Origin of the sequence: Geodermatophilus sp. DSM 44513 (genome assembly GCF_032460525.1) — a bacterium.
Taxonomy (GTDB): domain Bacteria; phylum Actinomycetota; class Actinomycetes; order Mycobacteriales; family Geodermatophilaceae; genus Geodermatophilus.
In genome coordinates this window covers 545530-570506 of sequence record NZ_CP135963.1, presented here as the reverse complement: position 1 = coordinate 570506, position 24977 = coordinate 545530, and the positions used below count along the sequence as shown (strand labels likewise).

The following is a 24977-nucleotide window of genomic DNA, read 5'->3' as shown; positions in this document are numbered from 1 at the left end:
CCCGGTCAGCGGGTGCCGGGGCGGTGCAGGTAGCGGCCGACGGGCTCGCCGGTGAGCACACCCCGTCGCAGCACCTGGTGGCCCCGCACCCAGGTGTCGGTCACCCGGGCGCCGAGCTCGAACCCCTCGAACGGCGTGTACTCCTGGGTGGACTCCGAGGCGTCGGCGTGCACCGTCCAGGTGGCCGAGGGGTCGACGAGGCAGAAGTCGGCGTCGTACCCCACCCCGATCGTCCCCTTCGCGGGCAGCCCGTAGCGCCGGGCGGGGTTCCACGAGGTGAGCTCCGCGATCCGCCGGTAGGACAGGCCGCGGCGCCGGCCCTCGCTGACCAGGCCGGGCAGCAGGTACTCCGCGCCGCCGAAACCGGACTTGGCCGCGAAGACGTCGTCCCGGGGGTCCCCGAACTTCTGCTCGTCCTTGCAGCAGGCGTGGTCGCTGACCACCCAGTCGAGGTCGCCGGCGAGCAGGTGCTCCCAGAGCGCCTCGACGTCCTCCCGGGGCCGCAGCGGCGGGTTGACCTTGCCGCCCAGTCCGGACGCGGTGTCGATGTCGGCGAGCAGGTGGCCGATGGTGACCTCGCGCCGGAAGTCGACGTGCGGGAAGACGGCGGCCATCCGCATGGCCGCGGTGAGGGCCTTGCGGGAGGACAGGTGCAGCAGGTTGATGTTCGGCAGCCCGGTCTCGTCGGCCAGGAAGGAGGCGATCGTGACCGCCAGGCCCTCCGAGTGCGGCGGCCGCGAGGCGCTGTAGGCGGCCAGGCCCGAGAGCGACCCCTGCTCCTGCACCAGCTTCGTGTAGGCGGTCATGATCTCGGCGGTCTCGCAGTGCAGCGACAGCGAGATGTGCGGCGCGAGCTCGGTCAGCTTCTCGCGCGCCTCCTGCACGCCGCGCATGACGAACTCGAAGTGGGCGAGGTCGTAGCGCTCGTCGGGCGGGATCATGAGGAAGGAGCTCTGGTCCGACGACGCCCCGTGCAGCCCGTGCCCGCCGTAGAACATGAAGATCTTGAACGACGTCACCCCGAACTCCTCGATGATCGAGGGGATCTCGGCGATGTGCTCCCTCGACATGGGCGCCAGGTGGAAGGCGTAGTCGATGTAGGAGCGTCCCTCCGAGGCAGCCAGCACCCGGGGGAAGAACTCCCGGTAGGGCCCGCCGGCGTTCAGGTAGTACTGCCCGGTGCGCATGTAGGTCAGGCCGGTCGTGACGCCGCCCTGCGCGCTGGCCCGGCTCTCGGTCGCGGTGTCCTCCTCCAGCGGGTTGTAGATGCCCCAGTGCTGGTGGGCGTCGACGACGCCCGGGAAGGCCAGCAGGCCCCGGCCGTCCACCACGACCTCGGCGTCCTCCGCGGGGATGGCCCGCTCCACCCGGACGAACCGGCCGTCGGTGATGCCCAGGTCCAGCTGCTCGCCGTCCTCGGCGCCCGGGACGTCGGGGCGGACGACGGTGACGTTCGTGACCAGGGTCTGCAGGCGGCTCATGCGGGTCCTTCCTCGGTGGCGAGGTCCGTGGCGGCGGCTGTGGTGGTGGCGGATGTGGTGCTGGCGGCTGTGGTGCTGGCGGCGGGCCCGCCGGCGGCGGGTGTGCGGGCGCCCGCGACGTGCTGGGCGGCCAGGTAGGCCAGCCCCAGAGCGGGCAGCAGGCCGTTGCCGGCCAGGTAGCCGGCCGCGCCGTGACCGGAGATCCCGGCCGCGGCCCCGCCGGAGGCGTACAGGCCCTCGATGACCGTGCCGTCGTCCCGGGTGACCCGCGCGTGCTCGTCCACCACCAGGCCCCCCTGGGTGTGGAACAGCGCCGGCACCACCCGGACCGCCGCGTACGGCGGCACGAGCTCGGCCTCGAAGGACGTCCGCCCGAACCGGTCCGCCCCCTCGCCGCGGGCCAGCGCCGCGGCGGTGGCGAGCTCCTCGGCCAGCGCCTCCGCGGGGAGGCCGGTGACCGCGGCGAGGGCGGGGACGTCGTCGGCCCACACCAGCGCGCCGCCCTCGACGGTCTGGCGGAAGTCGGTGAACGACTGGCAGGCGTCGTGGATGCGCCGGTCCAGGACGATCCAGGCGCTGGCCCCCGGCTGGGCGGCGATCACCGCGGCGTACTCGGAGTAGCCGCTGGTCTCGTTGCCGAACCGGCGCCCGTCCTGCCCGACCAGCACCGCGCCGTGCATGACGGTGGCCCAGCCGACCAGGGTGGCCGAGCGGGCCGCCAGCGCGCCGTGCCCCTGGTAGGCGTCCAGGTAGGCGGTGGCCGCGCCCAGCCGCTCACCGATGCGCAGCGCGTCGCCGCGGGAGGCCTCGCTGCCGTGGTAGACCGCCCCGGCGATCTCGGGCAGGTGGCGGGCCACCAGGTCGCGGTCGGCACCGTAGCCGTTGGTGGCCAGGAGCACCGCCCGGGTCGGGATCTCCTCGCTGGTGCCGTCGGGCTGCTCGATCACCGCGGCGGCCACCCGACCGTCGTCGTCCACGCGGACGTCGACCAGGCGCGCGGGCACGAGCAGGTCGATCCGCCCGTCCTGCTTGACCCGCCCGAGCAGGTGGTCCAGCAGCAGGGTGCCGTGCCGGCCCTCGATGGTGTGACAGCGGTCGACGCTGTGCCCCGGGTAGTGGAAGTCGGTCACCACCGCCAGGGGCAGCCCCACGTCGTCGGCGAGCCACTCGACCAGGGGCGCGCTCACCTCGGCGAGCACGCGGGCCAGCCGCTGGTCGGCCTGCCCGCCGGTCTTGCGCAGCACGTCCTCGACGAACAGCTCCGGGGAGTCCTCGATGCCCGCCTCGCGCTGGAACCGCGACCCGGCGCCGGGCACCATCGCCGTGGACATCGAGGTGTTGTTGCCACGGCGGAAGTGCTCGCTGACCTCGACGACCAGCACGTCCAGGCCCAGTTGCGCCGCCCGCAGCGCCCCGGCGAGCCCGCCACCGGCACCGGCGACGACCAGGTCCACGCCGTCGTCACTCACCGCACCTCACCCGCCGCGACCAGTCGCAGGGTCAGGGCCGTCGGGTCGACCACCCGCACCGGCCAGCCGGCCGCCTCCGCCGGCAGGTCGACGGCACTGCAGCCGTTGACCAGGTCACCCGCCCCCGCCCGGCCCATCCGGCCGACCACCGCCTGCAGGGACGCCGCCCACCGGTCGGCCTGGTGGATCGCGTCGACGTCGAGGTCCAGGGTCTCCACCCCGGTGAACCCGGCGGCGAGGCCGTAGCCGTGCACCTGGCGCAGCAGCTCGGCCGCGATCGCCTCGTTCCGCGTCACGGCACCGACCCGCCTGCCGGCCAGCGCGCTCCAGGTGAGGCTGGTGCGCAGCAGGCCGAACACCGGGCGGTCCAGCCGCTCGGCGAGCGCCGCCACGCCCGGGTCGAGCACGCAGTCGGGCATCAGCGCGTCGGCCTCGTCGGGCGCCTGCTCGAGGGCGGCGGCGACCAGCCCCTCGCTGTCCCGCACCTGCTGCTCGGTGTCCAGTGCCCGCGGTGCGTCCGGGCCGACGTCCCGGAGCCGGACGTGGACACCGGCCGGCGACAGGGCGTCGTACCGCGCCTGGCGGCGGGCGAGCTCCTCGGGGGGGACGTGGATGGGGGTGACGGCGAAGACGTGCACGGGACTCCTCGGGGACGGTGCCGGCGCGGGCGCGCTCATCGCGCGAGCCGGCGGAGCAGGGGGCCGACGTCGGGGGCGGCGGGCAGCTCGGTGGCGACCTCCCGGACCACGGCGACGGTGTCGTCGTCGGCCAGCCAGCCGGTCAGCAGCGCGACCACCTCCGCCTCGCCGAGGGGGTGGTGGTCGGCGTCACCGACGGGGTTGGGGACCTCCAGCACGTGCTCGCGTCCTGCGCTGCGCAGGGTGACCCGCGCGGCCCGCTCGTCGGGCAGCCGGGCGTCGAGGTCGGCCGCGGCCACCACCCGCACCCGGGCCGCGAGGGCACGCACCCGGGCGTCGTCCCGGGCCGCCGCCACGGACGCCGTCGGACCGACGTGCCCGTGCACGAGCGCGGCGGCGACCACGAACGGGGTGCTGAACAGGGCACCCAGGCGGGAGTCCCAGGTGGTGCGGTCCAGGCCGGCCCCCAGGGAGTGCGTCTCGACGAGCACCTCGTCCACGTCAGCGGACAGGGCGGGGCGCAGCGCGAGCACGGCGTCGGCCACGGGGTGGGTGAACGAGCACGAGGCGTGGCGCTTGAAGTAGCCGTGCCGGACGTCCCAGCGCTCGCCGAGACCGTCGGCGAGCCGGTCGGGGTCGAAGGTGCCGAGCAGCCCGCCGAGGGAGGACGCGGCCGTCCCGGTGTTCCGGGCCAGACCGGCGGCGGCCATGCGCGCGGCGGCCAGCCCGGAGGCGTTGGACGCCGACACCCAGGCGTCGCGCACCGGGTTGCCGTCCAGCGCCGAGGAGAAGTGCCCGGCGACCGGCAGGCCGGCACCGGTGTCGACCGCGGCGGCCACCGCGTCGGCGGGGAGCCCGAGCAGCCGGGCGCACCCGGCCGCGGCGCCCGCGGTGCCCCAGCTGCCGTGCGGGTGGGCCCCGGGGGCCAGGCTCGTCGCCCGGCCGAACCGGGCGGCCACCTCGTAGGCGGCGACCAGGGCCGCGGCGGTGTCCGCTCCGCTGGACCCGAGGTCGGCGGCGAGCGCGAGGACGGCGTGGAGGGCGTGCGCCCCGGGGTGGCCCTTGGCGTACTTGTGCCCCTCGTCGAGCTCCAGGCGCACCAGCGCGGAGGCGTTCAGCCAGGCGGCCGCCTCCACCGTCGTCGACCGGCCACCGCCGACCAGCGGTGCCGGGCCGTCCGCCGGCCGCCAGGCCTCGACCAGCGCGCGCTGCTCGGGCTGGCGTGCGCCGAGGACGGTGACGCCGAGGGAGTCCAGCAGGACCAGGGTGGCGCGCTCCTGGGCGTCGGCGGGGACGTCGTCCCAGCGCAGGGTGGCCGCCCAGGCGCCCAGCGCGGCGGTCGCCGCGCGCGTCCGGTCCTGCCGCCCGGGGGTCGCCCTCGTCGCCGCGCCGGTCATCCCCGCGGCCTCACAGGCCGAGGTACGCCGCGCGCACCCGGTCGTCCTCGGCCAGCTCCGACCCGGGGCCGGACAGCACGCAGCTCCCGCTCTCCAGCACGTACGCGCGGTCGGCCAGCTGCAGCGCCTGGGTGGCGTTCTGCTCGACCAGCAGCACCGCCACCCCGCGGTCGCGGATGGCGCGCACCGCGTCGAGCACCGCCCAGGTGAGCTTCGGCGACAGGCCGGTCGAGGGCTCGTCGAGCATGAGCAGCGACGGCCCGGCCATGAGCGCCCGGCCGATGGCCAGCATCTGCTGCTGCCCGCCGCTGAGCGTCTCGGCCGCCTGGCGACGACGCTCGGCGAGGATCGGGAAGAGCTCGAACACCTCCGTCAGGCCGGACGCCACCTCCTCGCCCCGGCGGGTCCACGCGCCCATGCGCAGGTTCTCCTCCACGGTGAGCGGCCCGAACAGCGCCCGCTCCTCGGGGACCTGCACCAGCCCGCGCCGGACGAGCTCGGCGGTCCGGGCGCCGTCGGCGCGCTGGTCGCGGAAGGTGATGGTGCCCGCGCTGGGCCGCACCACCCCGCTGATGGCCCGCAGCGTCGTCGTCTTGCCGGCGCCGTTGCCGCCGACGAGCGCCACGATCTCGCCCGCGTCGACCCGCAGGTCGATGGAGTGCAGGATCTGCAGGCCGTGGTACCCGGCGCACAGGCCGTCAAGGACCAGCATCGGTCGGCTCCTCCCCGAGGTAGGCCTCGATCACCCGGGGGTCGCGGGTGACCTCCTGCGGGGAGCCGGCCGTCAGCACCCGTCCCTGGTCCAGCACGAGGACGGAGTCCGACAGCCGCATGACCGCGGCCATGATGTGCTCGACGAAGACGAGGGTGACGCCGTCGTCCCGGCGCAACGCCTCCAGCAGCTCCATGACCGGCGTGCGCTCGGCGGGCACCAGGCCGGCCAGCACCTCGTCGAGGAGGAGCACCCGCGGCCGGGAGGCCAGCGCCCGCGCCAGCTCCAGGCGCTTGAGGCCGGCGGTCGGCAGGCCGTCGCTGCGGGCGTCGCGCCAGCGGGACAGCCCGACCCGCTCGACGACGTCCGCGGCGCGGTCGGTGGCCGCCCGCCGCGACTGGCCGGAGGCCATGGACGCCACGGCGACGTTCTCCAGCACGCTCATGCTGGCGAAGGGCTTCATCAGCTGGAAGGTCCGCGCCATGCCGGCCCGCGACACCCGGTGCGGCGGGGCCCCGGTGATGTCCGCGCCGCCGAGACGCACCGTGCCGGTGTCCGGCGCCAGGGCACCGGCGACGCAGTTGAACAGCGTCGTCTTGCCCGCGCCGTTGGGCCCGATGATGCCGAGGATCGAGCCCTCCTCGACGGCGAAGGAGACCCCGTCCACGGCGCGCAGGCCGCGGAAGGACTTGCTCACGTCGTCGACCTGCAGCAGCGTCATCGCCTCTGGAACCTCTCCCGCAGCGACCCGTAGACCCCCTGCGGCAGCACCAGGACGATGAGGATGAGCAGCACCGCGTAGACCATGACGTCCAGCCCGGCCCGGCCCTGCAGGAACTCCAGGCCCGCCGGCGGGTTGCGCAGCAGCGTCGCGGTGACGTCGTTGAGCGGGCCGAGGATCGCCGCCCCGACGACCGGGCCCCAGATGGTGGCCACGCCCCCGATCACGGCCGGCAGGATGGCCTGGATGCTGACGCTGGAACCGAAGGCGACGTCCGGGTCGACGAAGAAGTAGTACTGGACGTAGAAGGTGCCGGCGACCGAGGTGATCGCCGCCGACAGCGCGATGGTGACCAGCTTGGTGCGCATCACCGGGATGCCCAGGGCGGCGGCGGCGTCCTCGTCGTCCCGGACGGCGACGGTGAAGCGGCCGGTGCGGGACCGCAGGAACACGATCGTGGTCACGAGCGCCAGCACGGTGAGCGCCAGGGCGATCCAGAAGTAGCTCGCCGCACCGGGCTCGAACTGCATGTAGGCCAGCGAGCTCTCGCTGCGCAGCGGCACGTTGTACCCCACGGCCCGGTTCACCAGGTCGCTGTTGGTGGCGTAGAGCCGCAGCATCTCGGCGAAGGCGAACGTCGAGAGGGCGAAGTACGCGCCCTTCAGCCGGTAGCGCAGCGCGAGGAAGCCGATGAGGACGGCGAAGGCGGCGGCCACCGCCATCCCGGCGAGCATGCCGATCCACGGGGAGATCCCCTGCTCGACGAGCAACCAGACGCTCACGTAGGCGCCCAGGCCGAAGTACGCGGCGTGGCCGAAGCTGAACATCCCGCCGAAGCCGCTCATGATGTTCCAGCCCAGCGCCAGGATCGCGAAGACGAGCACCCGCACGGCGACCGACTGCTGCGCCGGCGGGAGGACGAGGGGCAGGAAGGCCAGGACGACGGCGAGCACCCCCACCGCGACCAGGTGCCGGCCCCAGGCCGGCTCGGGGACGGCCTGCGGCTCCTGCGCGGTGTCGACGGCGGCGCTCACGCGCTCCTCCCGAACAGCCCCTGCGGGCGCAGGAACAGCACCAGCACGAAGACGATGAAGACCGACAGCAGCGGGCTCTGCCCCGGCAGGTAGAGCGCACCGAGCTGCTCGGTCAGCCCGATGAGCAGCCCGCCGACCAGTGCGCCGACCACGTTGCCCATCCCCCCGAGGACGACGACGACGAACGCGATGATGTTGAACAGCTCGCCGGTCGTCGGTTCGATGGTCACCAGGGGTGCGACCAGCACGCCGGCCGCCCCGGCGCACGCGGTGCCGAGCGCGAACGTGACCGTGTAGATCCGCCGGGTGTCGATGCCGACCATCTGGGCGCCCGTGTCGTTGGCCGCCACCGCCCGGATCGCCGTGCCCAGCCGGGTGCGCTGCAGCAGCAGGTACAGCAGCGCGGCCAGCACGAGGGCGACGGCGAAGGCCAGCAGCCGGGACACCGTGACGACGGCCCCGAGGACCTGGACGCCGCTGTCACCGGGCAGCCGCACCGACCGGGGGTTGGGCCCGAAGAACAGCAGCAGCCCGTTGTCGATGAGCAGCGCGATGCCCAGCGTGATCAGCAGCTGGTTCTCCAGCGGCCGGCCGATGGCCCCGGCCAGGACGAAGCGCTGGACCGCGGCACCCAGCAGGAACATCAGCGGCACGCTGACCAGCAGCGCCAGGTAGGGGTGGACGTCGAAGCGGCCGACCATCTCCACGGTGGTGTAGAGGGCGATGGCCAGGAACGCGCCGTGGGCGAAGTTGACGATGTCCAGCACGCCGAAGATCAGCGTCAGGCCCATGGCGACCAGGCCGTACACCCCGCCGATCATGAGGCCGGTGAGCACCGCCTGGGTGACGACCACCTCGTTGCCGGCGCGCCAGTAGGCGAGGCCGAGCGCGAGTACCGCGACCGCGAGGACGATCGCGACCCGGCGCCAGGCGGCGGCCCGGGAGCGACGTGGCGGGCCGGCGGCGACCGGTGTGTCGTCGGCCGGCTCCCCGGCGGAACCGGCGCCCCTGCTCGTGGCCGGGGCGCCGGACGCCGTCGTCCCGCCCGTCACAGGCCCGGCGTGGCCGGGTAGACGGGCTCGGTCTCGGCGTACTCCTCCGGGTAGACCTGCCGCACGGCGCCCTCGAGCACCTGCATGAGGATCGGGGCCGCGTTCGCGTTCTCGCCGTTCTCGTCGAAGCTGATCGGCCCCTCCTGGGCGATGAGGGACTCGAGCTCGGTCTCGGCGATGGCGTCGCGCACCGCCTGCGGGCTCGCGTCGCCGGCCCGCTCCAGCGCGTCGGCGATGACCCGGACCGCGTCGTAGGACAGCACCGCCGCCGTGCGGATCTCGTCGCCGTAGGTCTGCTGGTAGAGCTCGGCGAGCGCCTGGGTCTCGGGGTTGGTCGTGTCCAGCCGGTAGTTAGCGTCGAAGAAGCCCTCGCCTGCCTCGCCCACCTCCCCGGGGAACTGCGGGGTGTCGAACGCGCCGTTGGCGACGCCCCACACCGCGTCCAGCCCCGGCTGGACGGTGTCGACCGCGTTGGCCACGAGCACGCCGTCCCGGTAGTAGCCGGCGACCATGAGGACGTCGGCGCCGGCCTCCCGGATGGTGGTGATCTGCGTGGTGAAGTCCGAGACGCTGGCCGGGTCGTAGCTGATGACCGGCCCGACCTCCATGCCGGCGCTCTGGGCCTCCTCGGTGAAGCTGGCGGTGATCGCCGTGCCGAACGGCCCCTGCTCGTGCAGGACCGCCACCCGCTGCGCCGGCTGTCCGGCGTTCTCGGAGACCTCGGCGAGGTACTGGGCGCCGCGCTGGCCGAGCACCGCGGCGCTGGGCTGCAGGCGGAAGGTGAACCGGTAGCCCTGCTGGAGGATCTGGTCGGCGCTGGACACGTCGATGACGAACGGCACCGAGTTGCGCTCGGCCACCGCGGCGACGTTCTGGCTGACCGCGCTCTGGTAGGTGCCGACCAGCGCGACGGCGCCCTCCTGGATGAGTCGCTGGGCCTCGCTCTGCCCGACCTCCGGGGCGCCCTGGGTGTCGGCGCTGGCGAGCTCGAGCTGGGCACCGCCGAGGGACTCGATGCCCCCGGCCTCGTTGATGGCGTCGACGGCCAACTGGGCACCGTTGTCCATCTGCTGGCCGTCGGCCGCGGCCGCTCCACTGAGCGGGTGCAGGGAACCGATCGTGATCGTCTCGCCCGCGCCGCCGCCGCCACCACCCTGGCCGGTGCCCTCCGTGCCGGGCGGGGCCGATCCGCCGCACGCCGTGAGCGCCAGTGGCAGCGCCACCGCCATGATCCAGGGCTTCCTCATGATCGTTCTCCCGACTCGACGGCGCGGGCGTTCCTCCACACGGAACGGCTGTGGCGATCAACTGTGTCATCGGTGCCGCTCCGGTGCAACAGACATCACAATCTCCGATGTTGCGATCCGGTTTCGGCTGACTGACGGCCCGCGACGTGGTGCAATGGACCCGGTGCTGTACGTTCCGTCGAGCGGAACGCTCCTGGTGATCACCATCGCCGGACGGTGCCGTGACCCCGGGTGCGGCTCGCACCCGGGGCCGACGACTCGCGGGAGGAGGGACGTGGCCGACACCGCGGGCACCGAGGGCGCCGGTCGCGTGGCCGACGTCCTGCTGGCCTTCCTGGACGGGCCCGACTCGCTGGGCGTCTCGGCGCTGGCCCGGGACCTCGGGCTGTCCAAGGCCGTCGTGCACCGGATCCTGCAGACCCTGGTGCAGCGCGGCCTGCTCGAACCGGACCCCGGTCCGCGGGGGTACCGCCTCGGGCCGTCGGCGGCCGCGCTCGGCGCCCGCGCCCTGCGCGGGCTGGACCTGCGCCTCACCGCCCTGCCGGTCCTGCGCGAGCTGCAGGAGCGCACGGGCGAGACCACGACCATCTCCGCGTGCGTGCCGGGCGGCCGGGTGTACCTCGACCAGGTCGAGAGCACCGAGGAGATCAAGATGACCGTGGAGCTCGGCCGCCGCTTCCCGCTGCACGCCGGCAGCTCGAGCACCTGCATCCTCGCCTTCCTGCCGGCCGACGAGGTCGAGGCCGTGCTGACCGGTCCGCTGGACCGGATGACCGAGCGCACCGTCGTGGACACCGCCGAGCTGCGCCGGCGGATCCGCGAGGTGCGGGCCTGCGGGTACGCCTGGTCCGACGGCGAGCGGCAGGAGGGCGCCGGATCGGTGGCCGCGCCCGTCTTCGGCGTCGACGGGACGGTCGTGGGCTCCATCTCGGTGTGTGGCCCCGCTGCCCGCGTCGACGCCACGTCCTGCGACCGGTTCGTCCCCCTCCTCACCTCCGCCGCCGACCGCATCTCCCGGGACCTGGGCTGGCGTGGCGGACTGCCCCCCATGGAAGGACGGGCCATCGCATGAGCGCAGCCCTCGCCGGTCTCCGCGTCCTGGACGTCTCCACCCTGTTCGCCGGCCCGCTCGCCGCCACGATGCTCGGCGACTTCGGTGCCGACGTGGTCAAGGTCGAGCACCCGAGGGGGGACCCGGTCCGCCACCACGGCGCGAGCAAGGACGGCGTCGGGCTGTGGGGCAAGGTCGTCGGCCGCAACAAGCGCGGCATCACCCTCTACCTCGGCTCCCCCGCGGGCCAGGACGTCTTCCGGCGGCTGGTGGCGACGGCCGACGTCGTCATCGAGAACTTCCGCCCCGGCACGCTGGAGCGCTGGGGCCTGGGCTACGACGAGCTGTCCCGGATCAACCCGGGACTCGTGCTGGTCCGGGTGACCGGCTTCGGCCAGTTCGGCCCGTACGCCGGGCGGCCGGGGTTCGGCACGCTGGCCGAGGCCATGAGCGGCTTCGCCGCGATCACCGGGGAACCCGACGGCCCGCCCACGCTGCCGCCCTTCGGCCTGGCCGACGGCATCTCGGCACTCGCTGCGGCGTTCGCGACGATGACCGCCCTGCGTGCCCGCGACGCCAGCGGCCGGGGACAGGTCGTCGACCTGGCCATCATCGAGCCGATCCTGACCCTGCTGGGCCCCCAGCCGACGGTGTACGACGCCCTGGGTGAGGTCCAGCCCCGGACGGGCAACCGCTCGGCCAACAACGCCCCCCGCAACACCTACCGGACGAGGGACGGTCGCTGGGTCGCCGTCTCCACCAGCGCCCAGAGCATCGCCGAGCGGGTGGTGCGCCTGGTCGGCCGCCCGGACTTCGTCGACGAGCCGTGGTTCGCCTCCGGCGCCGAGCGCGCCGAGCACGCCGACGAGCTCGACGAGGCCGTCGGCCGGTGGATCGCCGACCGGGACCGGGACGAGGTGGTGCGCGCGTTCGAGGACGCCCAGGCCGCGGTGGCCCCCGTCTACGACGTCCGCGACGTGCTGGCCGACCCGCAGTTCGCCGCCCTGGGCAGCCTGGTCCGCGTCCCGGACCCCGAACTGGGCTCGGTGCTCATGCAGAACGTGCTCTTCCGGCTGTCCGACACCCCCGGGACGATCCGGACCGCGGGCCCGGTCCTCGGCCAGCACACCGAGGAGGTCCTCGGCGAGCTGGGGCTGGACGCCGACGCGGTCGCCGAGCTGCGCCGCCAGGGGGCCGTGTGAGCGAGCTCGCGCACGAGCACGGCAGCGCCGCGAACGCGACCGACGAGCGCCAGCGGGGAGGACACGTGAGCGAGCTCGCGAGCTCACGCACGAGCACGGCAGCGCCGCGAACGCGACCGACGAGCGCCAGCGAGGAGGACACGTGAGCGAGCTCGCGAGCTCACGCACGAGCACGGCAGCGCCGCGAACGCGACCGACGAGCGCCAGCGAGGAGGACGCGTGAGCACGGTCCCGCGGTCCTGGCTCTACGTCCCCGGCCACCGGGGCGAGCGCGTCGCGAAGGCGCTGGCCGCCGGCGCCGACGCCGTGGTCATCGACCTCGAGGACGCCGTCCCCGCGGCGCAGAAGGACGCCGCCCGGGCCCACGCGGTCGCCGTGCTCGACGACCGGCCGGCCGACGACCCGCGGCAGGTCTGGGTGCGGGTCAACCCGCCGGGCACCGACGCCGGGAGCCGGGACGTGGCCGCACTCGCCGGGCGCCGGGTGGACGGCCTGCGGGTCCCGCGGGCCGACGACCCCGAGGAGGTCCGTGAGCTCGCCGAGCGCACCGGGGCGCGGCTGCAGCTGCTGCTGGAGACCGCGCGTGGGCTGTGGCGGGCCCACGAGCTGGCCGGGGCCCACGAGCTCGTCGCCGGCATCGGCCTCGGCGAGGCCGACCTCGCCGCCGACCTGCTCGTCGACCGCGACGAGGGGCTGACCTGGGCCCGCGGCCTCGTGGTGGCCGCCGCACGGGCGGCCGGGCTGCCCTCACCGGTGCAGAGCGTCTGGACCGACGTCGGCGACCCCGACGGCCTGCGGGCCACCAGCCGGCAGGGCCGGGCCACCGGGTTCTTCGGCCGCTCGATCGTCCACCCCCGCCAGATCGACCCGGTCCACGAGGTCTACACCCCCTCGCCCGAGGAGGTCGCCGCCGCGGAGGGCGTCCTCGCCACCGCGGCCGCGGCGGCCGCCCGCGGGGAGACCGCCGCGCTCGACGCCCAGGGCCGGTTCGTCGACCCCGCCGTCGTCGCCCGCGCCCGCACCGTCCTGGACCGGGCCCGCCCGCCCGCCCGGCCCTCCCCCACCGGACCCGACCCCCGTGCAGGAGACGCCCCATGACGACCTCGGAGACCTCCACGACCGACGCCCTGCTCGCGGCGGTGGGCAACGGGGTGCGGATCGTCGAACTGGGCCATCCCTTCTTCACCGGCATGCCGTGCTCGCCGAACCACCCGGGCTTCCGGATGAGCCTGATCCGGCGGCACGGGGACCTCGTCCGCCCGGACGGCGGCTCGGCCGCGAACGAGATCATCGTGACCGGGGGCCACGTCGGCACCCACGTGGACGCGCTCTCCCACGTCAGCCACGACGGGGTGCTGCACGGCGGGGTCGACGCCGCCGCGTCCCAGACCGGCGGCCGGTTCCAGCAGCTCGGTGCCGAGCACACCCCCGCGCTGCTGACCCGCGGGGTCCTGCTCGACGTCGCCGCCACCCGGGGCGTGGAGGTGCTGCCCGCCGGCTACGGCGTGACGGCGCGCGACCTCGCGGACGCCGCGGACGCCGCGGGCGTGCAGGTCCGGCGCGGGGACGTCGCCCTCATCCGCACCGGGTGGGCCCGGCACTTCGCCGACCCCACCACCTACCTCGGCCAGTCCGACGGCGTGCCCGGGGCCGCACCGGACGCCGGGCAGTGGCTCGCCGACGCGGGCGTGGTCGCCGCCGGGGCCGACACCACCGCCTTCGAGCAGATCCGGCCGGGCGCCGGGCACAGCGTGCTGCCGGTGCACGGGATCCTGCTCGTCGAGGCCGGCATCCACATCCTCGAGCACCTCGACCTGGAGGCGGCCTCCGCGCAGGGCCTCACCGAGTTCGTCTTCGTCATGGCGCCGCTGCGCATCGTCGGCGGCACCGGCTCGCCCATCCGCCCGTTCGCCGCGGTCCCGGCATGACCGCCCCGACGGTCGTCGCGCGCCTGGCCGGGCTGGCCGCCGACACCCGGGCCGCGGGCTTGCCGCCCGGTCTGCGCGAGGACGTCGCCCGCCGGGTGCTGGACTTCGTCGGCAACAGCCTCGCCGCCCACGAGGAGGTCTCCGCCGCGGCCGTGACGGCCGTCGTCCGGGGGTGGGGCGGCCCGGCCGACGCGACGGCCATCGGCACCGGCACGCGCGTGCCGGCACCGGCGGCCGCCCTGGTCAACGGCACGCTGGCGCACTCCCTCGACTTCGACGACACCCACCTGCCCTCGGTGCTGCACCCCTCCGCGTCGGTCGTGGCCGCCGCGCTGGCGGTCGCGGAGGCGACCGGCGCGAGCGGCCCGGCGCTGCTGGACGCCGCCGGGGTCGGCATCGAGGTGGCGGTGCGCCTGGGGATGGGCGGCTACGACCGGGAGCGGGGCAACTCGGAGTTCTTCGAGCGGGGGCTGCACGCCACCTCCATCTGCGGCGCGGTCGGTGCGGCGGTCGCCGCGGCCACGGTGGGTGGGCTCGACGCGGACGGGATCGGGCACGCGGCGGGCATCGCGGCGTCCATGGGCTCGGGCCTCATCGAGGCCAACCGCACCGGCGGGACGGTCAAGCGGGTGCACTGCGGCTGGGCCGCGCACGCCGGCGTGGTGGCCGCCGACCTCGCGAGGCACGGACTGACCGGGCCCCCGACGGTGGTCGAGGGCCGGTTCGGCTTCCTGCACGCCCACTGCGGCGAGCGTGCCGACGTCGACGCCGTGGTCGACCGGCTCGGCGGGCACTGGGAGCTGCCCGGCGTCTTCTTCAAGCCCTATCCGTGCAACCACTTCACCCACGCCGGGATCGACGCGGCCCTGGAGATCCGCCGCCGCGGGGTGCGGCCCGAGGACGTCGTGGAGGTCGAGCTGGGCGCGCCGTCGGCGGTGCTGCGGACGATCGGCGAGCCCGCGGCCGAGAAAGCCCGGCCGCGGTCGGGCTACCACGCGGCCTTCAGCGGGCCGTACACCGTGGCCGCGGCCCTCACCGGCGGGGGCGGGCTCGGGGTGTTCCACGAGGACTTCACCGACACCGCGGCCGCCGACCCGGTCCGGCTGGCCCTGGCCGCCCGGGTGCGGTGCGTGCCCGACGCCCGCTGCGACGAGGTCTTCCCCCACCAGTTCCCGGCGGTCCTGCGGGTGCTGACCACCGACGGGACCCGGCACGAGGTGCGCGTCGAGGCCAACCGCGGCGGACCGGCCAACCCGCTGTCCTCCGCCGAGCTGGCCGAGAAGTTCCGGCTCAACGCCGTCCGCGTCCTGGACGACGACACGGCCGCCACCGTCGCCGCGGCGGCGCTGGACCTGCCGCAGGCGGACGACGTCCGCGCGCTGATGGCCGGCGTGCGGGGGTGACACCGCTCCGGTCCCGGCCCGGCGCGCCGGTCGAGGGGCTGGCCGCGGCGGTGAGCACGACGTCGTGGGCGGCCTGCCCGGGCGCCGTCCGGGACCGGGTGGTCGACCTCGTCGCCGACTGCGTGGCGGTGACCGCGCTGGGCTCGCGCCGGCCGGAGCTGTCCCGCGTGGTGGCCGGGTACGCCGCACACACCCCGGACGGGCCGGCGACCGTGGTCGGCCGGTCGCGCGGGTGGCCCGCGGCGACGGCCGCCTTCCTCAACGGCTGCGCGGTCGCGGCCGACCAGCTGCAGGACGGCCACCGGCCCGCCCGCGGCCACCCCGCCGCGCACGTCGTCCCGGCGGTGCTCGCCCTCGGCGAGGAGGTCGACGCCACCGGCGGCGAGGTGCTGTCCGCCGTCCTGGCCGGCTACGAGGCGGGCGTGCGGCTGGGCCGCGCGATGGGCGGCACGCCCCCCGGGGTCCACGACATCGGCACCTGGGGTCAGGTCGCCGCCTCCGCCGCGGCGGCGCGCCTGCTGGCCCCGGGGGACGCCGCGGCCGCCCGGCGGGCGCTCGAGCTGTCCGCCGCCGCGGTGCTGCTCACCGACGCCGGCACGGTGTTCGGCGGAGCCCCCGGCGGGCACGCCTTCCTCGGGGCGTCCGTGCAGCTCGGGACCACGCTGGGGGCCGCGGCCGTCGCCGGGCTCGCGGCCCGGCCCGGCGCGCTGGACCGGCACCTCGCCGCCGTCGCCGCGCAGGACTGGGACCCCGTCCACCTCGGGGTCGCCCCCGACGGGGGGTGGGACCGGCACGAGGTCCTCGCCGGCTACGTGAAGGCCCACCCGACGTGCGCGCACCTGCACGGGGTCAACGACGCGGTGGCCGACCTGCTCGACGACGGCGTGCGGGGGGCGGACGTCGCCTCGGTGGAGGTCCGGACGTGGGCCGGAGCCGCCGGTCTCGACTCCCCGGCCGAGGACGAGCTGTCGGCGCGGTTCAGCATCCCGACGTCCGTGGCCGTCGCGCTGGTGCACGGCCGGCTGGACGAGACCACGATGACCTCCGCCGTCGTCACCTCACCGGCCGTGCGCGACCTCGCCGCCCGCGTCCGGGTCGTCCACGACGCCACCCTGGACGCCGGCTACCCGGCCGGGCGGCCCGCGTCCGTCCGCCTCACCCTCGCCGACGGCGGCACGCGCACCGCCGCGGCCGCCCGGCCCCGCGGCGACGCCGACCGCGCCTTCTCCCGCGCCGAGCTGGCCGCCAAGGCCGAGCGGCTGCTGGTCGCCCGGTTCGGCACGGCCGGGCGGAGCGTCCTCGCGGCGGTGCACGCCCTCGCCGACGGCGGCGACGCCCGTACCGTCGGCGCGGCCCTCCGCCGGGCCGCCGTCCGCGGGGAGCCCGGCCCGTGGTGAGCGACCCGCAGCTGGACGCGGCCCGGGCCGCCGCCCTCCGGTTCGTCGCCGAGGAGGCGGGGTTCGCCCAGGTCACCACGATCGACCGGTACGGGTTCCCCGTCGCACGGACGATGACGGCGTTCCTCAACGAGGACTGGTCGGTCGACCTGGTGCAGCGGCGCACCCACGCCCGCCTGGCCCAGCTGCGCCGCGACCCCCGGACCCTGGTCGCCTGGATCGGTGGTCCGGCGCCGGGGGCCGCCAACGAGCACCCCCACGTGTTCGACATCGGCCGGCTGCCGCCCCGGGGGGTCTTCGTGCGCGGCACCGCGGTGTTCACCAGCGCGGCGGAGACGGTCGCCTGCTACTCCCGGCACGTCTCGGCACAGCGCGCGCAGGGCTTCACCCGCGCGCCGCTCCGCGACGCCGACCAGGTCGTGGCCGACCTCGTGGGTGTGCACCTCGAGCCCCGCCGGGTCCGGCTGGAGGGCTTCGGTGAGGGCGCCCGGTCCTTCGACTGGACCCTGCCCGCCCACGACCTCCGGTTCCCACCCGAGCACCGACCCCAGGGAGAGACATGACCGTCAAGACCATCCTCGGCTACGACATCGCGCCCGGCGTCAGCCTGGAGGAGTACGAGGCGTGGCTGTTCGACGTGCACGCGCCGGACCTGCTGGCCAACCCCCACCTGGACCGGATCGTCTTCAACAAGGTGCTGCGCCCGGTCCGGCAGGCCTCCGGCGGGTCCGCGGACGTGCCGCCCGGCGCCACGTTCTACCGGATCGCGGAGATGCACTACGCCGACGAGCAGGCCTACGCCGACTACCTCGCCTGGTTCGCCGAGCACCCGATCCCGGCCGAGCGCGGACCGGCCGGCAGGACGGACTTCAAGTTCTACCTCGTCACGGAGAGCACGGAGGTCACCCGCTGACCGGGGAGCTCGCCGCGGCACTCCGACGGCTGGCCGACCACGCGTCCACCGCCGTCCCCGAGGGGCTGCTCGCCTGGGCGGAGCGGAGCGCGAGCCCCTCGGGCCGGGTGCCGCTGCTGGGCACGCGGCTGGCTGCCGAGCCGTGGCCGGCGCTGCTGTGGAACGGCGCCCGGCTGCACCGGGCGGGCGCCGCCGAGGCCGACGGGCTCGCGCTGGTCGCGCTGGCGGCGAGTCCACCGGAGGGCAGCGGGGACGACGTCGAGCGCGCGCTGCGGACCGGGCTCGCGGTCTCCGCGGCGCTCACGGACGTGGTGGGCACCGGCGCGGTCACCGGCCGGCCGACCACGGGCGTGGTCGCGGCCGCGGCCTGTGCCGCCGTCGCGGGCGGGACCGACCCTCCCGACCTGGACCCGGTGCTCGACGTCGCGGCCGCGCTCATGGTCGTACGACCACCCGGCGACGGCTCCGGGACGGCGGTGGACGCCGTGGCCGCGGGACACTGCCTCGCGGCCGGCTGGCTGGCTCCGCAGGTGCTGCGCGCCGGCCTCGTCGGCACCCCGGGGACCCTCCAGGACACGGTGTCGACGGTGACCGGCCGGCCGGCCGGCCACCTGCGCACGGCGCCCGTCACCGACGGCCCCGGAGCACCGGTCGGCCCGGCCGGCGCGCTCCTGGCGGGGCTGAGGTGACCGCCGTCCTGCTGAACGCGGCCCGCCCCTGGGCAGCCGCCGACGCGGTCCACGCCGCCGTGCGCGGCTGCGCCGCCGGCCTGGACGGGGTCGGGCTCGTGGACAGCCCGCGGCTGTTCCCCGACCCGTTCCTCGAGACCGAGCGCGTGCTGTCCGCCACGGACGCGGTCCTGGCCGGCCCGTGCGTGGCCAGCCTGGGCCTCCGCCACCCGGTCACCGTCGCCGGCGCGGTCCGCACGCTGGAACGACACCACCCCGGGCGGGTCCTCACGGTCGTGGGCCGCGGGGAGAGCTCGGTGCGCAACGAGGGCCTGCCCGCACCGCCGATGGCCGCCTACACCGCGGCGCTCGCGGCGCTGCGCGAGCGGCTGACCACCGCGGACGGACCGGTGGCCGCGGGACGGGTGCTGGGCGCCGCGTCCGGCCCGAGGACCGTCGCGGCGACCGCCACCGCGCTGGGCGGGGTGCTCGTGGACGTCGGGGTCGACGCCGGCGTGGTGGCCCGCGCCGTGCGGCTGGCGAGGGAGCACGACCCCGGGGTCGCCGTCTGGCTGTTCCTGCGCGCGACGCTGACCTCGTCCGCGGCGGAGTCCGCGGCCGCTGCCGAGCCGGTCCTCGGCTCCTGCGCCATGCGGCTGGCGGCCGCTCCGGACTGGTACGGCATCCCGGCTGCCGACGTCGCCGCCGTCCGCGCCGCCGCCCGGTCGCACGACTACGCACGGCACGGCACGGCCGACGCCCGTGGCGGTGCGACCACGGCCGCCGACTCCCTCGTCCGGGAGCGGTTCGTCCTGACCGGGGACCCGGGCGCGATCACCGCCCGGCTGCGGCCGCTGGCCGGCCTGGGCGTCGCCGGGGTGGTGCTCGCGGGCGGGGTCGCGGGGGTGGAGGACCGGCTCGCCGAGCTGGTCCCCGCGCTGCGGGCGGGGCTGCGCACCCCGGAGGACGACCGGTGAGCGCCCTGGACCGCGCGAACGTGGCGGCGATCGGCGACTTCGCCTCGGCCACCCGGCTCGCCGACGTCCCGGCCGGGGTGGTCGCCTTCGCCCGGCTCCTGCTGCTGGACACCCTCGGCGCGCTGCTCGGCGGGCTGCGCCACCCACCGGTCCGGGAGCTGGCCCGCGGCCTGGCGGCGTCCGGGCCGTCCGGGGCGCTGCTCGTCCTCGGCACGGCCGCGACCTGGCTGGACGCAGACTCCGGCGGCTCCTTCCACCCCCAGGGCCACCGGCTCCCGCCGGTGCCGACGGCCCACCCCGCGCCGCACTGCCTGCCGGTGCTGCTGCTGGCCGCCGCGTCGGGAGAGGTGACCGACCGGCGGCTGCTGGAGGTCTTCCTGGTCGCCACCGAGGTGGGGCTGCGCAGCGGGACGGCGTCCTCCCTGCGGCCGGGGCTGCACCCCCACGGCGTGCACGGGCCGTCGGCGGCGGCGCTGGCCGCCACGCTGCTGCGCGGCGGCTCCCCGGAGGAGCTCGGGCGGGCGTTCCTGCTCGGCTCGGCGCTGCCGGTGGCCGCGACGCTCGCCGTGCCGGTGCACGGCGGCACGGTGCGCAACGTGTGGACCGGGCTGGGCGCCTGCCACGGGGCCCTGGCCGCCGACCTCGCCCGGGACCCGGCGGTGGACGAGGGCGACGCGATCGGCGTGCACACCGCGCTGTTCGACTCCGCCGTCTGCACCGACCTCTCCGTCGAGGAGCTCGTCGGGGGCCTGGGGCGGCGGTGGCGGCTGCTGGACAGCTACCTCAAGCCGTACGCCTGCGCCCGCTGGATCCACCCGACCCTCGACGCGGTGCAGCTGGCGACGGCGGGCAGCGGGACGGCGGCCGAGGACGTGCTGGCGGTCGAGGTCGACACCTTCGCCTTCGCCGCCGGGCTGACCGGCCTCGACATCCGCTCCGACATGCAGGCGCGGTTCTCGCTCCCCTACTGCGTGGCCACCCTGCTCGTGGACGGCACCCTGGACGCCGGCTCCTTCCTGCCCGGGCAGCTGGCGCGCCGGTCGGTGGCCGAGCTGGCGGCCCGGGTCCGCGTCCGCGCGGACGACGCCTCCTCCGCGGCCCTGCCCGTGGAGCGCCCGGCCCGCGTGGCGGTCCGGTTGCGCGACGGCCGCACGCTCCGGGCCGAGGTGCGCAACGCCCGCGGCAACCCCGCCTCGCCCCTCTCCGGTGCCGAGGTCGAGGCCAAGGCCCGGAGCAACGTGGCCGACCTCGTCGACCCGACGCTCCTGGACGCCGTCGTCCGCGACGTGCTGCACCCCCGCGGCGGGGACACCTGGAGCACCGGCCTGCTGGCCCGGACGGTGCTGGGCGAGCTCGTGCCCGCCTCCGGAGGCGCTCAGCTGTAGGGACTCGCCTTGAGCAGGCGGGCCAGGTGCGCGGCGTTGGCCGCCAGCGTGGTGGTGGTGGAGGCGACCGCCTCGGGGGTCTGCTCGAGGTCCTGGTAGTCGCGACCGCCCATCGCCTCGTCGTTCCAGTAGGTGCCGCCCTGGGACGGGATGGTGAAGCCGATGTCGTCCAGGCCCTGCATCAGGTCGGCGGTGATCTTGTGCGCGCCGTCCTCGTTGCCGACGACGGCGGTGACGGCGACCTTGCCGGCGACCAGCGGCCGGCCGGAGTCGTCGGTCTCGGACAGCTCGCCGTCCAGCCGCTCGAGCACCCGCTGCGCGACGCTGCTCATGTGGCCGACCCAGGTGGGGGTGGAGACCACCAGGATGTCGGCGGCCATCATCTGCTCGCGGATCGCCGGCCAGGCGTCCCCCTCCCCCATGTCGACCTGCACGCCGGGCTTGACGTCGTGGTCGACGACGCGGACGACGTCGCCGGTCACGCCGTGCTCGGCGAGGGCGTCGAGCACCTGGCGGGCCATCAGCTCGCTGCTGGACGGTGCGGGCGAGGGCGTGAGGGTGCACACGAGGGCGAGGGCGCGGAGGGGCACGGTCTCGGTCATGCAGTCCGCCGTTCCCGACCCGGTCGCCCGTCACACCACGAGGACCCCGACGGGTGGCGCCCCTGGTGCCGGCCGCGGTGAGCTGCTTCGCTCGGCACACCCCGCCCGCCGCCGTCCGCACGGAGGACCTGCATGACCCGGACCCCCGACACCGCCGTGGCCCCCTCGACCGTCCGGGCGGTGCAGGCCGCTGCCGTGCTGACGCTGCTCGTGCTCGGCTGGCAGTTCGTCACCGCCGGCCGGATCTCGGTCGGGGAGGACGCACTCGGCGGCCACGCCGCCGGGGCGATCGCCCTGCACGTGACCTCCGCACTGCTGCTGCTGGCCACCGCGCTGCACGGGCGCCGCACACGGGTGTGGTGGCCGGCGGCGCTGGCCGGGGTGGTCCTCGTGCTCGGCTTCGTGCAGGCGGCGCTGGGCAGCTCCGGCTCCATCGAGGCGCACGTGCCGCTGGCGCTGCTGCTCGTCGTGGGCACCGCCTGGCTGGCGGCCTGGGCGTTCCGCTCCCCGGCCTAGCCGAAGGCGGCCCGCCCGGCCTCGGCCACCTGGTGGTCCTCGTCGACGGTCCCGGCGCTGACGCCGACCCCGCCGGCGACCCGGCCGTCCGCGCCGCGCAGCAGCACCCCGCCGCCGAAGACGACCAGCCGTCCGCCGCTGGTCGCCTCGATGCCGTAGAGGGGCTGCCCGGGCTGCACCAGCGGGGCGAGGTCGCGGGTGTCCATCTGGAAGTACACGGCCGTGAGGGCCTTCTTCTGCGAGATGTCCTCGCCGATGAGCTTGGTGTCGTCCATGGCGGCGAACGCGACGAGGTTGCCCCCGCTGTCCACGACCGCGATGTTCATCGGCTGGCCGACGGTCTGGGCCTCCCGCTTGCACGCCGTGACGATCGTCTCGGCTTGCTCCAGCGTGATGCTGCGGTTCACGGCGACTCCTCGGGTCGGGCGGACGGCGGTGGCGCTCCGCCCGCGGAGTATCGGGTGAGTCCGGTCACATCCGCTCCGGGGCGGGCGGGTGCGCGGCCACGTCGTCGCCCTGGGTGCGCGTCCCTGACGCTGCGCGACGGGGCCCCTCCGGCAACGCCGCGGTGCCCTCCCGGGCCAGCCAGGCCAGCGCCTCCTCGACGGTCGTGACCACCGGCACGCCCGGCGGCAGCGGCGGCCGGCGGACCAGCACCACGGGGACGCCGAGCTCCCGCGCGGCGGTCAGCTTGGCGGCGGTCATGGGCCCACCGCTGTCCTTGGTGACGACGACGTCCACCCCGTGCGCCACCATCAGCGCCCGCTCGCCGGCCACGGTGAACGGCCCCCGGTCGAGCACCACGGTGGCCCGCGGCGGCAGCGGCGGCGCGGGCGGGTCCACCGAGCGGACCAGGCAGGGCGCGGTCAGCCGAGCGAAGGCCGCCAGCCCCTGCCGGCCGGTGGTCACGAACGGGCAGCGGTACCCGGCCACCGCGGCCGCCGCCTGCTCCAGGGTGTCCACCCACCGCCAGTCGTCACCGGGCCCGGCCGTCCAGCCGGGGCGGTGCAGCCGCAGCAGCGGGGTGCCGGTGGCCGCGGCCGCCGCCGCGGCGTGCGCGGTCATGGTGGCGGCGAAGGGGTGGGTGGCGTCGACCACAACAGCGACGGGGCGGGGACCTCCGGCCAGCGCGGCGGTCAGGCCGGCCACGCCGCCGAACCCGCCGACGCGGACCTCCCCGGGTGGGAGCAGGGGGTCGGCGACCCGGCCGGCCAGCGAGCTCAGCACGTCGGCGCCGGCGGCGACCAGCCGCCCGGCGAGCTGCCGGGCCTCCGCCGTCCCGCCCAGCACGAGCACCCGGCCGCTCACGCCCGGAGCCGGTGCATGCTGGTCCGGTGACCGGGGCGGGACGTGAGGGCGGCACGGGGCTGCGCTCCGGCTGGACCACCGGCGCGTGCGCGACCGCGGCGACCACCGCCGCCTACACCGCCCTGCTGACCGGCGGGTTCCCCGACCCGGTGCGGATCGACCTGCCGCACGACCGGCACCCGGCCTTCGCCCTGGCCTGCGAGTCGCTCGCCGACGGGTCGGCCACCGCCGGGGTCGTCAAGGACGCCGGCGACGACCCCGACGTCACCCACGGCGCGCTGGTGTCCGCGCGGGTCAGCCACGGCGAGCCGGGGTCGGGTGTGGCCTTCCGCGCCGGCGAGGGCGTGGGCACGGTGACCAAGCCCGGGCTGCCGCTGGCGGTGGGCGAGCCGGCGATCAACCCGGTGCCGCGGCTGCTGATGCGCGAGCACGTCGCCGCGGTCGCCGCGCGGCACGGCGGCACCGGCGACGTCGTCGTCGAGGTCTCCGTCGAGGGCGGCGCGGAGCTGGCGCTGAAGACGTGGAACCCGCGGCTGGGCATCCTCGGCGGGCTGTCCATCCTCGGCACGACCGGCGTCGTCGTCCCGTACTCGTGCGCGTCGTGGATCGACTCGATCCGCCGCGGCATCGACGTCGCCCGCGCGGCCGGGCACCAGCACGTCGCGGGGTGCACCGGGTCCACCAGCGAGCGGACGGTCACCGAGCTGTACGGGCTGCCCGAGGACGCGCTGCTGGACATGGGCGACTTCGCCGGCGCGGTGCTCAAGTACCTGCGCCGCCACCCGGTGCCGCGGCTGACCGTCGCCGGCGGCATCGGCAAGCTGGCCAAGCTCGCCGACGGCCACCTCGACCTGCACTCGGCCCGCTCCCAGGTCTCCCCCGACGCGCTGGCCGCGCTGGTGCGCGGGGCCGGCGGATCGCCCCGGCTGGTCGCCGGGGTGCTCGGGGCCAACACCGCCCTCGACGCCCTGCAGCAGTGCCAGGCCGCCGGGCTCCCCCTGGGCGACCTGGTCGCCGCCGGCGCGCGGCGCACCGCGCTCGGCGTGCTGGACGGCGCCCCGGTCGAGGTCGACGTGGTGGTGGTCGACCGGGGCGGCACCGTGGTGGGTCGCGCCTAGGAGCGGCATCGGTCGGCGGAGTACAGGTGGCTGTCGGGGAACTCCGCCGCGGAGAGCACCGGACCGACGACGACCACCGCCGTCCGCCGCACCCCGGCGGCCTCGACCTGCGCGGCGATGTCGCCCAGCGTGCCGCGCAGCACCAGCTCGTCGTCCCGGCTGGCGCGGGCGACCACCGCGACCGGGCCGTCGTCCCCGTAGTGCGCGGCCAGCTCGGGGGCCAGCTCGGCGATCCGCTGGACGGCGAGGTGCAGCACCAGCGTGGCGCCGGTGGCGGCGTAGGCGGCCAGCTGCTCGCCCGGCGGCATCGGCGTCGAACGGGCGCTGGTCCGGGTGAGGACGACGGTCTGCCCCACGCCGGGCACGGTGAGCTCCCGCTTGAGCGCCGCGGCCGCCGCCGCGAACGCCGGGACGCCGGGGACCACCTCGTAGGGCACCCCGGCGGCGTCCAGCCGGCGCACCTGCTCGGCCATCGCGCTCCAGATCGACGGGTCCCCGGAGTGCAGCCGGGCCACGTCCAGCCCGGCCTCGTGCGCGGCGACCAGCTCCGCGGTGATCGCGTCGAGGTCGAGGTCGGCGGTGTCGACCAGCCGGGCGCCCGCCGGAGCCGTGTCCAGCAGCTCGCGGGGCACGAGGGCGCCGGCGTACAGGCACACCGGTGCGGCGGCGATGACCCGCGCCGCGCGCAGCGTGACGAGGTCGGCCGCCCCGGGTCCGGCCCCGACGAAGTACACGGTCACGGGACCGCCTTTATCCCG

At 76.2% G+C, this 24977-nt stretch carries 26 protein-coding genes; 13 read left to right on the top strand and 13 right to left on the bottom strand.

What is annotated here, in order from left to right; genetic code table 11:
- Window positions 1-5: 5 nt before the first annotated feature.
- Genes RTG05_RS02700 through RTG05_RS02660 form a run of 9 tightly spaced genes read right to left on the bottom strand, consistent with a single transcriptional unit; the run spans window position 6 to window position 9751 of the window.
- On the bottom strand, window positions 6-1481 hold the full coding sequence (locus tag RTG05_RS02700; protein ID WP_166527356.1) for a dihydroorotase: 1476 nt from the start codon (window positions 1479-1481) through the stop codon (window positions 6-8).
- Window positions 1478-2950 (bottom strand): FAD-dependent oxidoreductase, encoded by a 1473-nt coding sequence (locus tag RTG05_RS02695; protein WP_208104757.1) that lies wholly within the window; start codon window positions 2948-2950, stop codon window positions 1478-1480. Before RTG05_RS02695 ends, RTG05_RS02700 begins: the two co-directional genes overlap by 4 nt.
- Complete coding sequence (locus RTG05_RS02690; RefSeq protein ID WP_166527355.1) at window positions 2947-3588, bottom strand: aspartate/glutamate racemase family protein; 642 nt, start codon at window positions 3586-3588, stop codon at window positions 2947-2949. Before RTG05_RS02690 ends, RTG05_RS02695 begins: the two co-directional genes overlap by 4 nt.
- Window positions 3589-3623: 35 nt before the next feature.
- A complete protein-coding gene (locus tag RTG05_RS02685; protein WP_166527354.1) occupies window positions 3624-4985 on the bottom strand; it encodes an MmgE/PrpD family protein in 1362 nt (453 codons plus the stop codon).
- 10 nt (window positions 4986-4995) lie between these two features.
- Window positions 4996-5697: an ABC transporter ATP-binding protein gene (locus tag RTG05_RS02680; protein WP_166527353.1), complete on the bottom strand. Its 702-nt coding sequence runs from the start codon at window positions 5695-5697 to the stop codon at window positions 4996-4998.
- The gene (locus RTG05_RS02675) at window positions 5684-6418 is read right to left on the bottom strand and encodes an ABC transporter ATP-binding protein (RefSeq protein WP_166527352.1); all 735 of its coding nucleotides are present in this window, start codon (window positions 6416-6418) and stop codon (window positions 5684-5686) included. The genes RTG05_RS02680 and RTG05_RS02675 overlap by 14 nt, the downstream gene beginning before the upstream one ends.
- Complete coding sequence (locus tag RTG05_RS02670) at window positions 6415-7452, bottom strand: branched-chain amino acid ABC transporter permease (RefSeq protein WP_166527351.1); 1038 nt, start codon at window positions 7450-7452, stop codon at window positions 6415-6417. The genes RTG05_RS02675 and RTG05_RS02670 overlap by 4 nt, the downstream gene beginning before the upstream one ends.
- Complete coding sequence (locus RTG05_RS02665; protein WP_166527350.1) at window positions 7449-8504, bottom strand: branched-chain amino acid ABC transporter permease; 1056 nt, start codon at window positions 8502-8504, stop codon at window positions 7449-7451. Before RTG05_RS02665 ends, RTG05_RS02670 begins: the two co-directional genes overlap by 4 nt.
- Window positions 8501-9751, bottom strand: coding sequence for an ABC transporter substrate-binding protein (locus RTG05_RS02660; protein WP_166527349.1), 1251 nt, complete (start codon window positions 9749-9751; stop codon window positions 8501-8503). Before RTG05_RS02660 ends, RTG05_RS02665 begins: the two co-directional genes overlap by 4 nt.
- Before the next feature lie 274 nt (window positions 9752-10025).
- Between RTG05_RS02660 and RTG05_RS02655 the strand changes: the two genes are divergently transcribed.
- The 11 genes from RTG05_RS02655 (at window position 10026) to RTG05_RS02605 (ending at window position 20675) form a co-directional block, all read left to right on the top strand.
- Window positions 10026-10823: an IclR family transcriptional regulator gene (locus RTG05_RS02655; RefSeq protein WP_208104756.1), complete on the top strand. Its 798-nt coding sequence runs from the start codon at window positions 10026-10028 to the stop codon at window positions 10821-10823.
- The gene (locus RTG05_RS02650; RefSeq protein ID WP_166527347.1) at window positions 10820-12004 is read left to right on the top strand and encodes a CaiB/BaiF CoA transferase family protein; all 1185 of its coding nucleotides are present in this window, start codon (window positions 10820-10822) and stop codon (window positions 12002-12004) included. The genes RTG05_RS02655 and RTG05_RS02650 overlap by 4 nt, the downstream gene beginning before the upstream one ends.
- Before the next feature lie 219 nt (window positions 12005-12223).
- Window positions 12224-13102, top strand: a complete 879-nt coding sequence (locus tag RTG05_RS02645; protein WP_166527346.1) for an HpcH/HpaI aldolase/citrate lyase family protein — start codon at window positions 12224-12226, stop codon at window positions 13100-13102.
- Complete coding sequence (locus tag RTG05_RS02640) at window positions 13099-13932, top strand: cyclase family protein (RefSeq protein ID WP_166527345.1); 834 nt, start codon at window positions 13099-13101, stop codon at window positions 13930-13932. Before RTG05_RS02645 ends, RTG05_RS02640 begins: the two co-directional genes overlap by 4 nt.
- A complete protein-coding gene (locus RTG05_RS02635) occupies window positions 13929-15335 on the top strand; it encodes an MmgE/PrpD family protein (RefSeq protein ID WP_166527344.1) in 1407 nt (468 codons plus the stop codon). The genes RTG05_RS02640 and RTG05_RS02635 overlap by 4 nt, the downstream gene beginning before the upstream one ends.
- A complete protein-coding gene (locus tag RTG05_RS02630; protein WP_315912257.1) occupies window positions 15332-16732 on the top strand; it encodes an MmgE/PrpD family protein in 1401 nt (466 codons plus the stop codon). The genes RTG05_RS02635 and RTG05_RS02630 overlap by 4 nt, the downstream gene beginning before the upstream one ends.
- Window positions 16729-17295: a hypothetical protein gene (locus tag RTG05_RS02625; protein ID WP_166527342.1), complete on the top strand. Its 567-nt coding sequence runs from the start codon at window positions 16729-16731 to the stop codon at window positions 17293-17295. The genes RTG05_RS02630 and RTG05_RS02625 overlap by 4 nt, the downstream gene beginning before the upstream one ends.
- Window positions 17292-17645 (top strand): hypothetical protein, encoded by a 354-nt coding sequence (locus tag RTG05_RS02620; RefSeq protein ID WP_166527341.1) that lies wholly within the window; start codon window positions 17292-17294, stop codon window positions 17643-17645. Before RTG05_RS02625 ends, RTG05_RS02620 begins: the two co-directional genes overlap by 4 nt.
- A 107-nt stretch (window positions 17646-17752) precedes the next feature.
- A complete protein-coding gene (locus tag RTG05_RS02615) occupies window positions 17753-18334 on the top strand; it encodes a hypothetical protein (protein ID WP_166527340.1) in 582 nt (193 codons plus the stop codon).
- Window positions 18331-19290 carry an LLM class flavin-dependent oxidoreductase gene (locus tag RTG05_RS02610; RefSeq protein ID WP_166527339.1) on the top strand — a complete coding sequence of 320 codons (960 nt, stop codon included), beginning with the start codon at window positions 18331-18333 and terminating at the stop codon, window positions 19288-19290. The genes RTG05_RS02615 and RTG05_RS02610 overlap by 4 nt, the downstream gene beginning before the upstream one ends.
- Complete coding sequence (locus RTG05_RS02605; protein ID WP_166527338.1) at window positions 19287-20675, top strand: MmgE/PrpD family protein; 1389 nt, start codon at window positions 19287-19289, stop codon at window positions 20673-20675. Before RTG05_RS02610 ends, RTG05_RS02605 begins: the two co-directional genes overlap by 4 nt.
- Here the strand turns inward: RTG05_RS02605 and RTG05_RS02600 are convergent.
- Complete coding sequence (locus RTG05_RS02600; protein WP_166527337.1) at window positions 20666-21277, bottom strand: flavodoxin family protein; 612 nt, start codon at window positions 21275-21277, stop codon at window positions 20666-20668. The two genes, RTG05_RS02605 and RTG05_RS02600, sit on opposite strands and share 10 nt — an antisense overlap.
- 132 nt (window positions 21278-21409) lie before the next feature.
- Between RTG05_RS02600 and RTG05_RS02595 the strand changes: the two genes are divergently transcribed.
- Window positions 21410-21793: a hypothetical protein gene (locus RTG05_RS02595; protein ID WP_166527336.1), complete on the top strand. Its 384-nt coding sequence runs from the start codon at window positions 21410-21412 to the stop codon at window positions 21791-21793.
- Here the strand turns inward: RTG05_RS02595 and RTG05_RS02590 are convergent.
- Window positions 21790-22200: a GlcG/HbpS family heme-binding protein gene (locus RTG05_RS02590; RefSeq protein ID WP_208104755.1), complete on the bottom strand. Its 411-nt coding sequence runs from the start codon at window positions 22198-22200 to the stop codon at window positions 21790-21792. The two genes, RTG05_RS02595 and RTG05_RS02590, sit on opposite strands and share 4 nt — an antisense overlap.
- Before the next feature lie 64 nt (window positions 22201-22264).
- On the bottom strand, window positions 22265-23101 hold the full coding sequence (locus RTG05_RS02585) for a cobalt-precorrin-6A reductase (RefSeq protein ID WP_166527335.1): 837 nt from the start codon (window positions 23099-23101) through the stop codon (window positions 22265-22267).
- A 26-nt stretch (window positions 23102-23127) separates the two neighbouring features.
- Here RTG05_RS02585 and RTG05_RS02580 point away from each other — a divergent pair, with 26 nt between their 5' ends.
- Window positions 23128-24219: a cobalt-precorrin-5B (C(1))-methyltransferase gene (locus RTG05_RS02580; RefSeq protein WP_166527334.1), complete on the top strand. Its 1092-nt coding sequence runs from the start codon at window positions 23128-23130 to the stop codon at window positions 24217-24219.
- Here RTG05_RS02580 and cobM read toward each other — a convergent pair.
- Window positions 24216-24959, bottom strand: a complete 744-nt coding sequence (gene cobM / locus RTG05_RS02575) for a precorrin-4 C(11)-methyltransferase (protein WP_166527333.1) — start codon at window positions 24957-24959, stop codon at window positions 24216-24218. The two genes, RTG05_RS02580 and cobM, sit on opposite strands and share 4 nt — an antisense overlap.
- Between the last annotated feature and the right edge of the window lie 18 nt (window positions 24960-24977).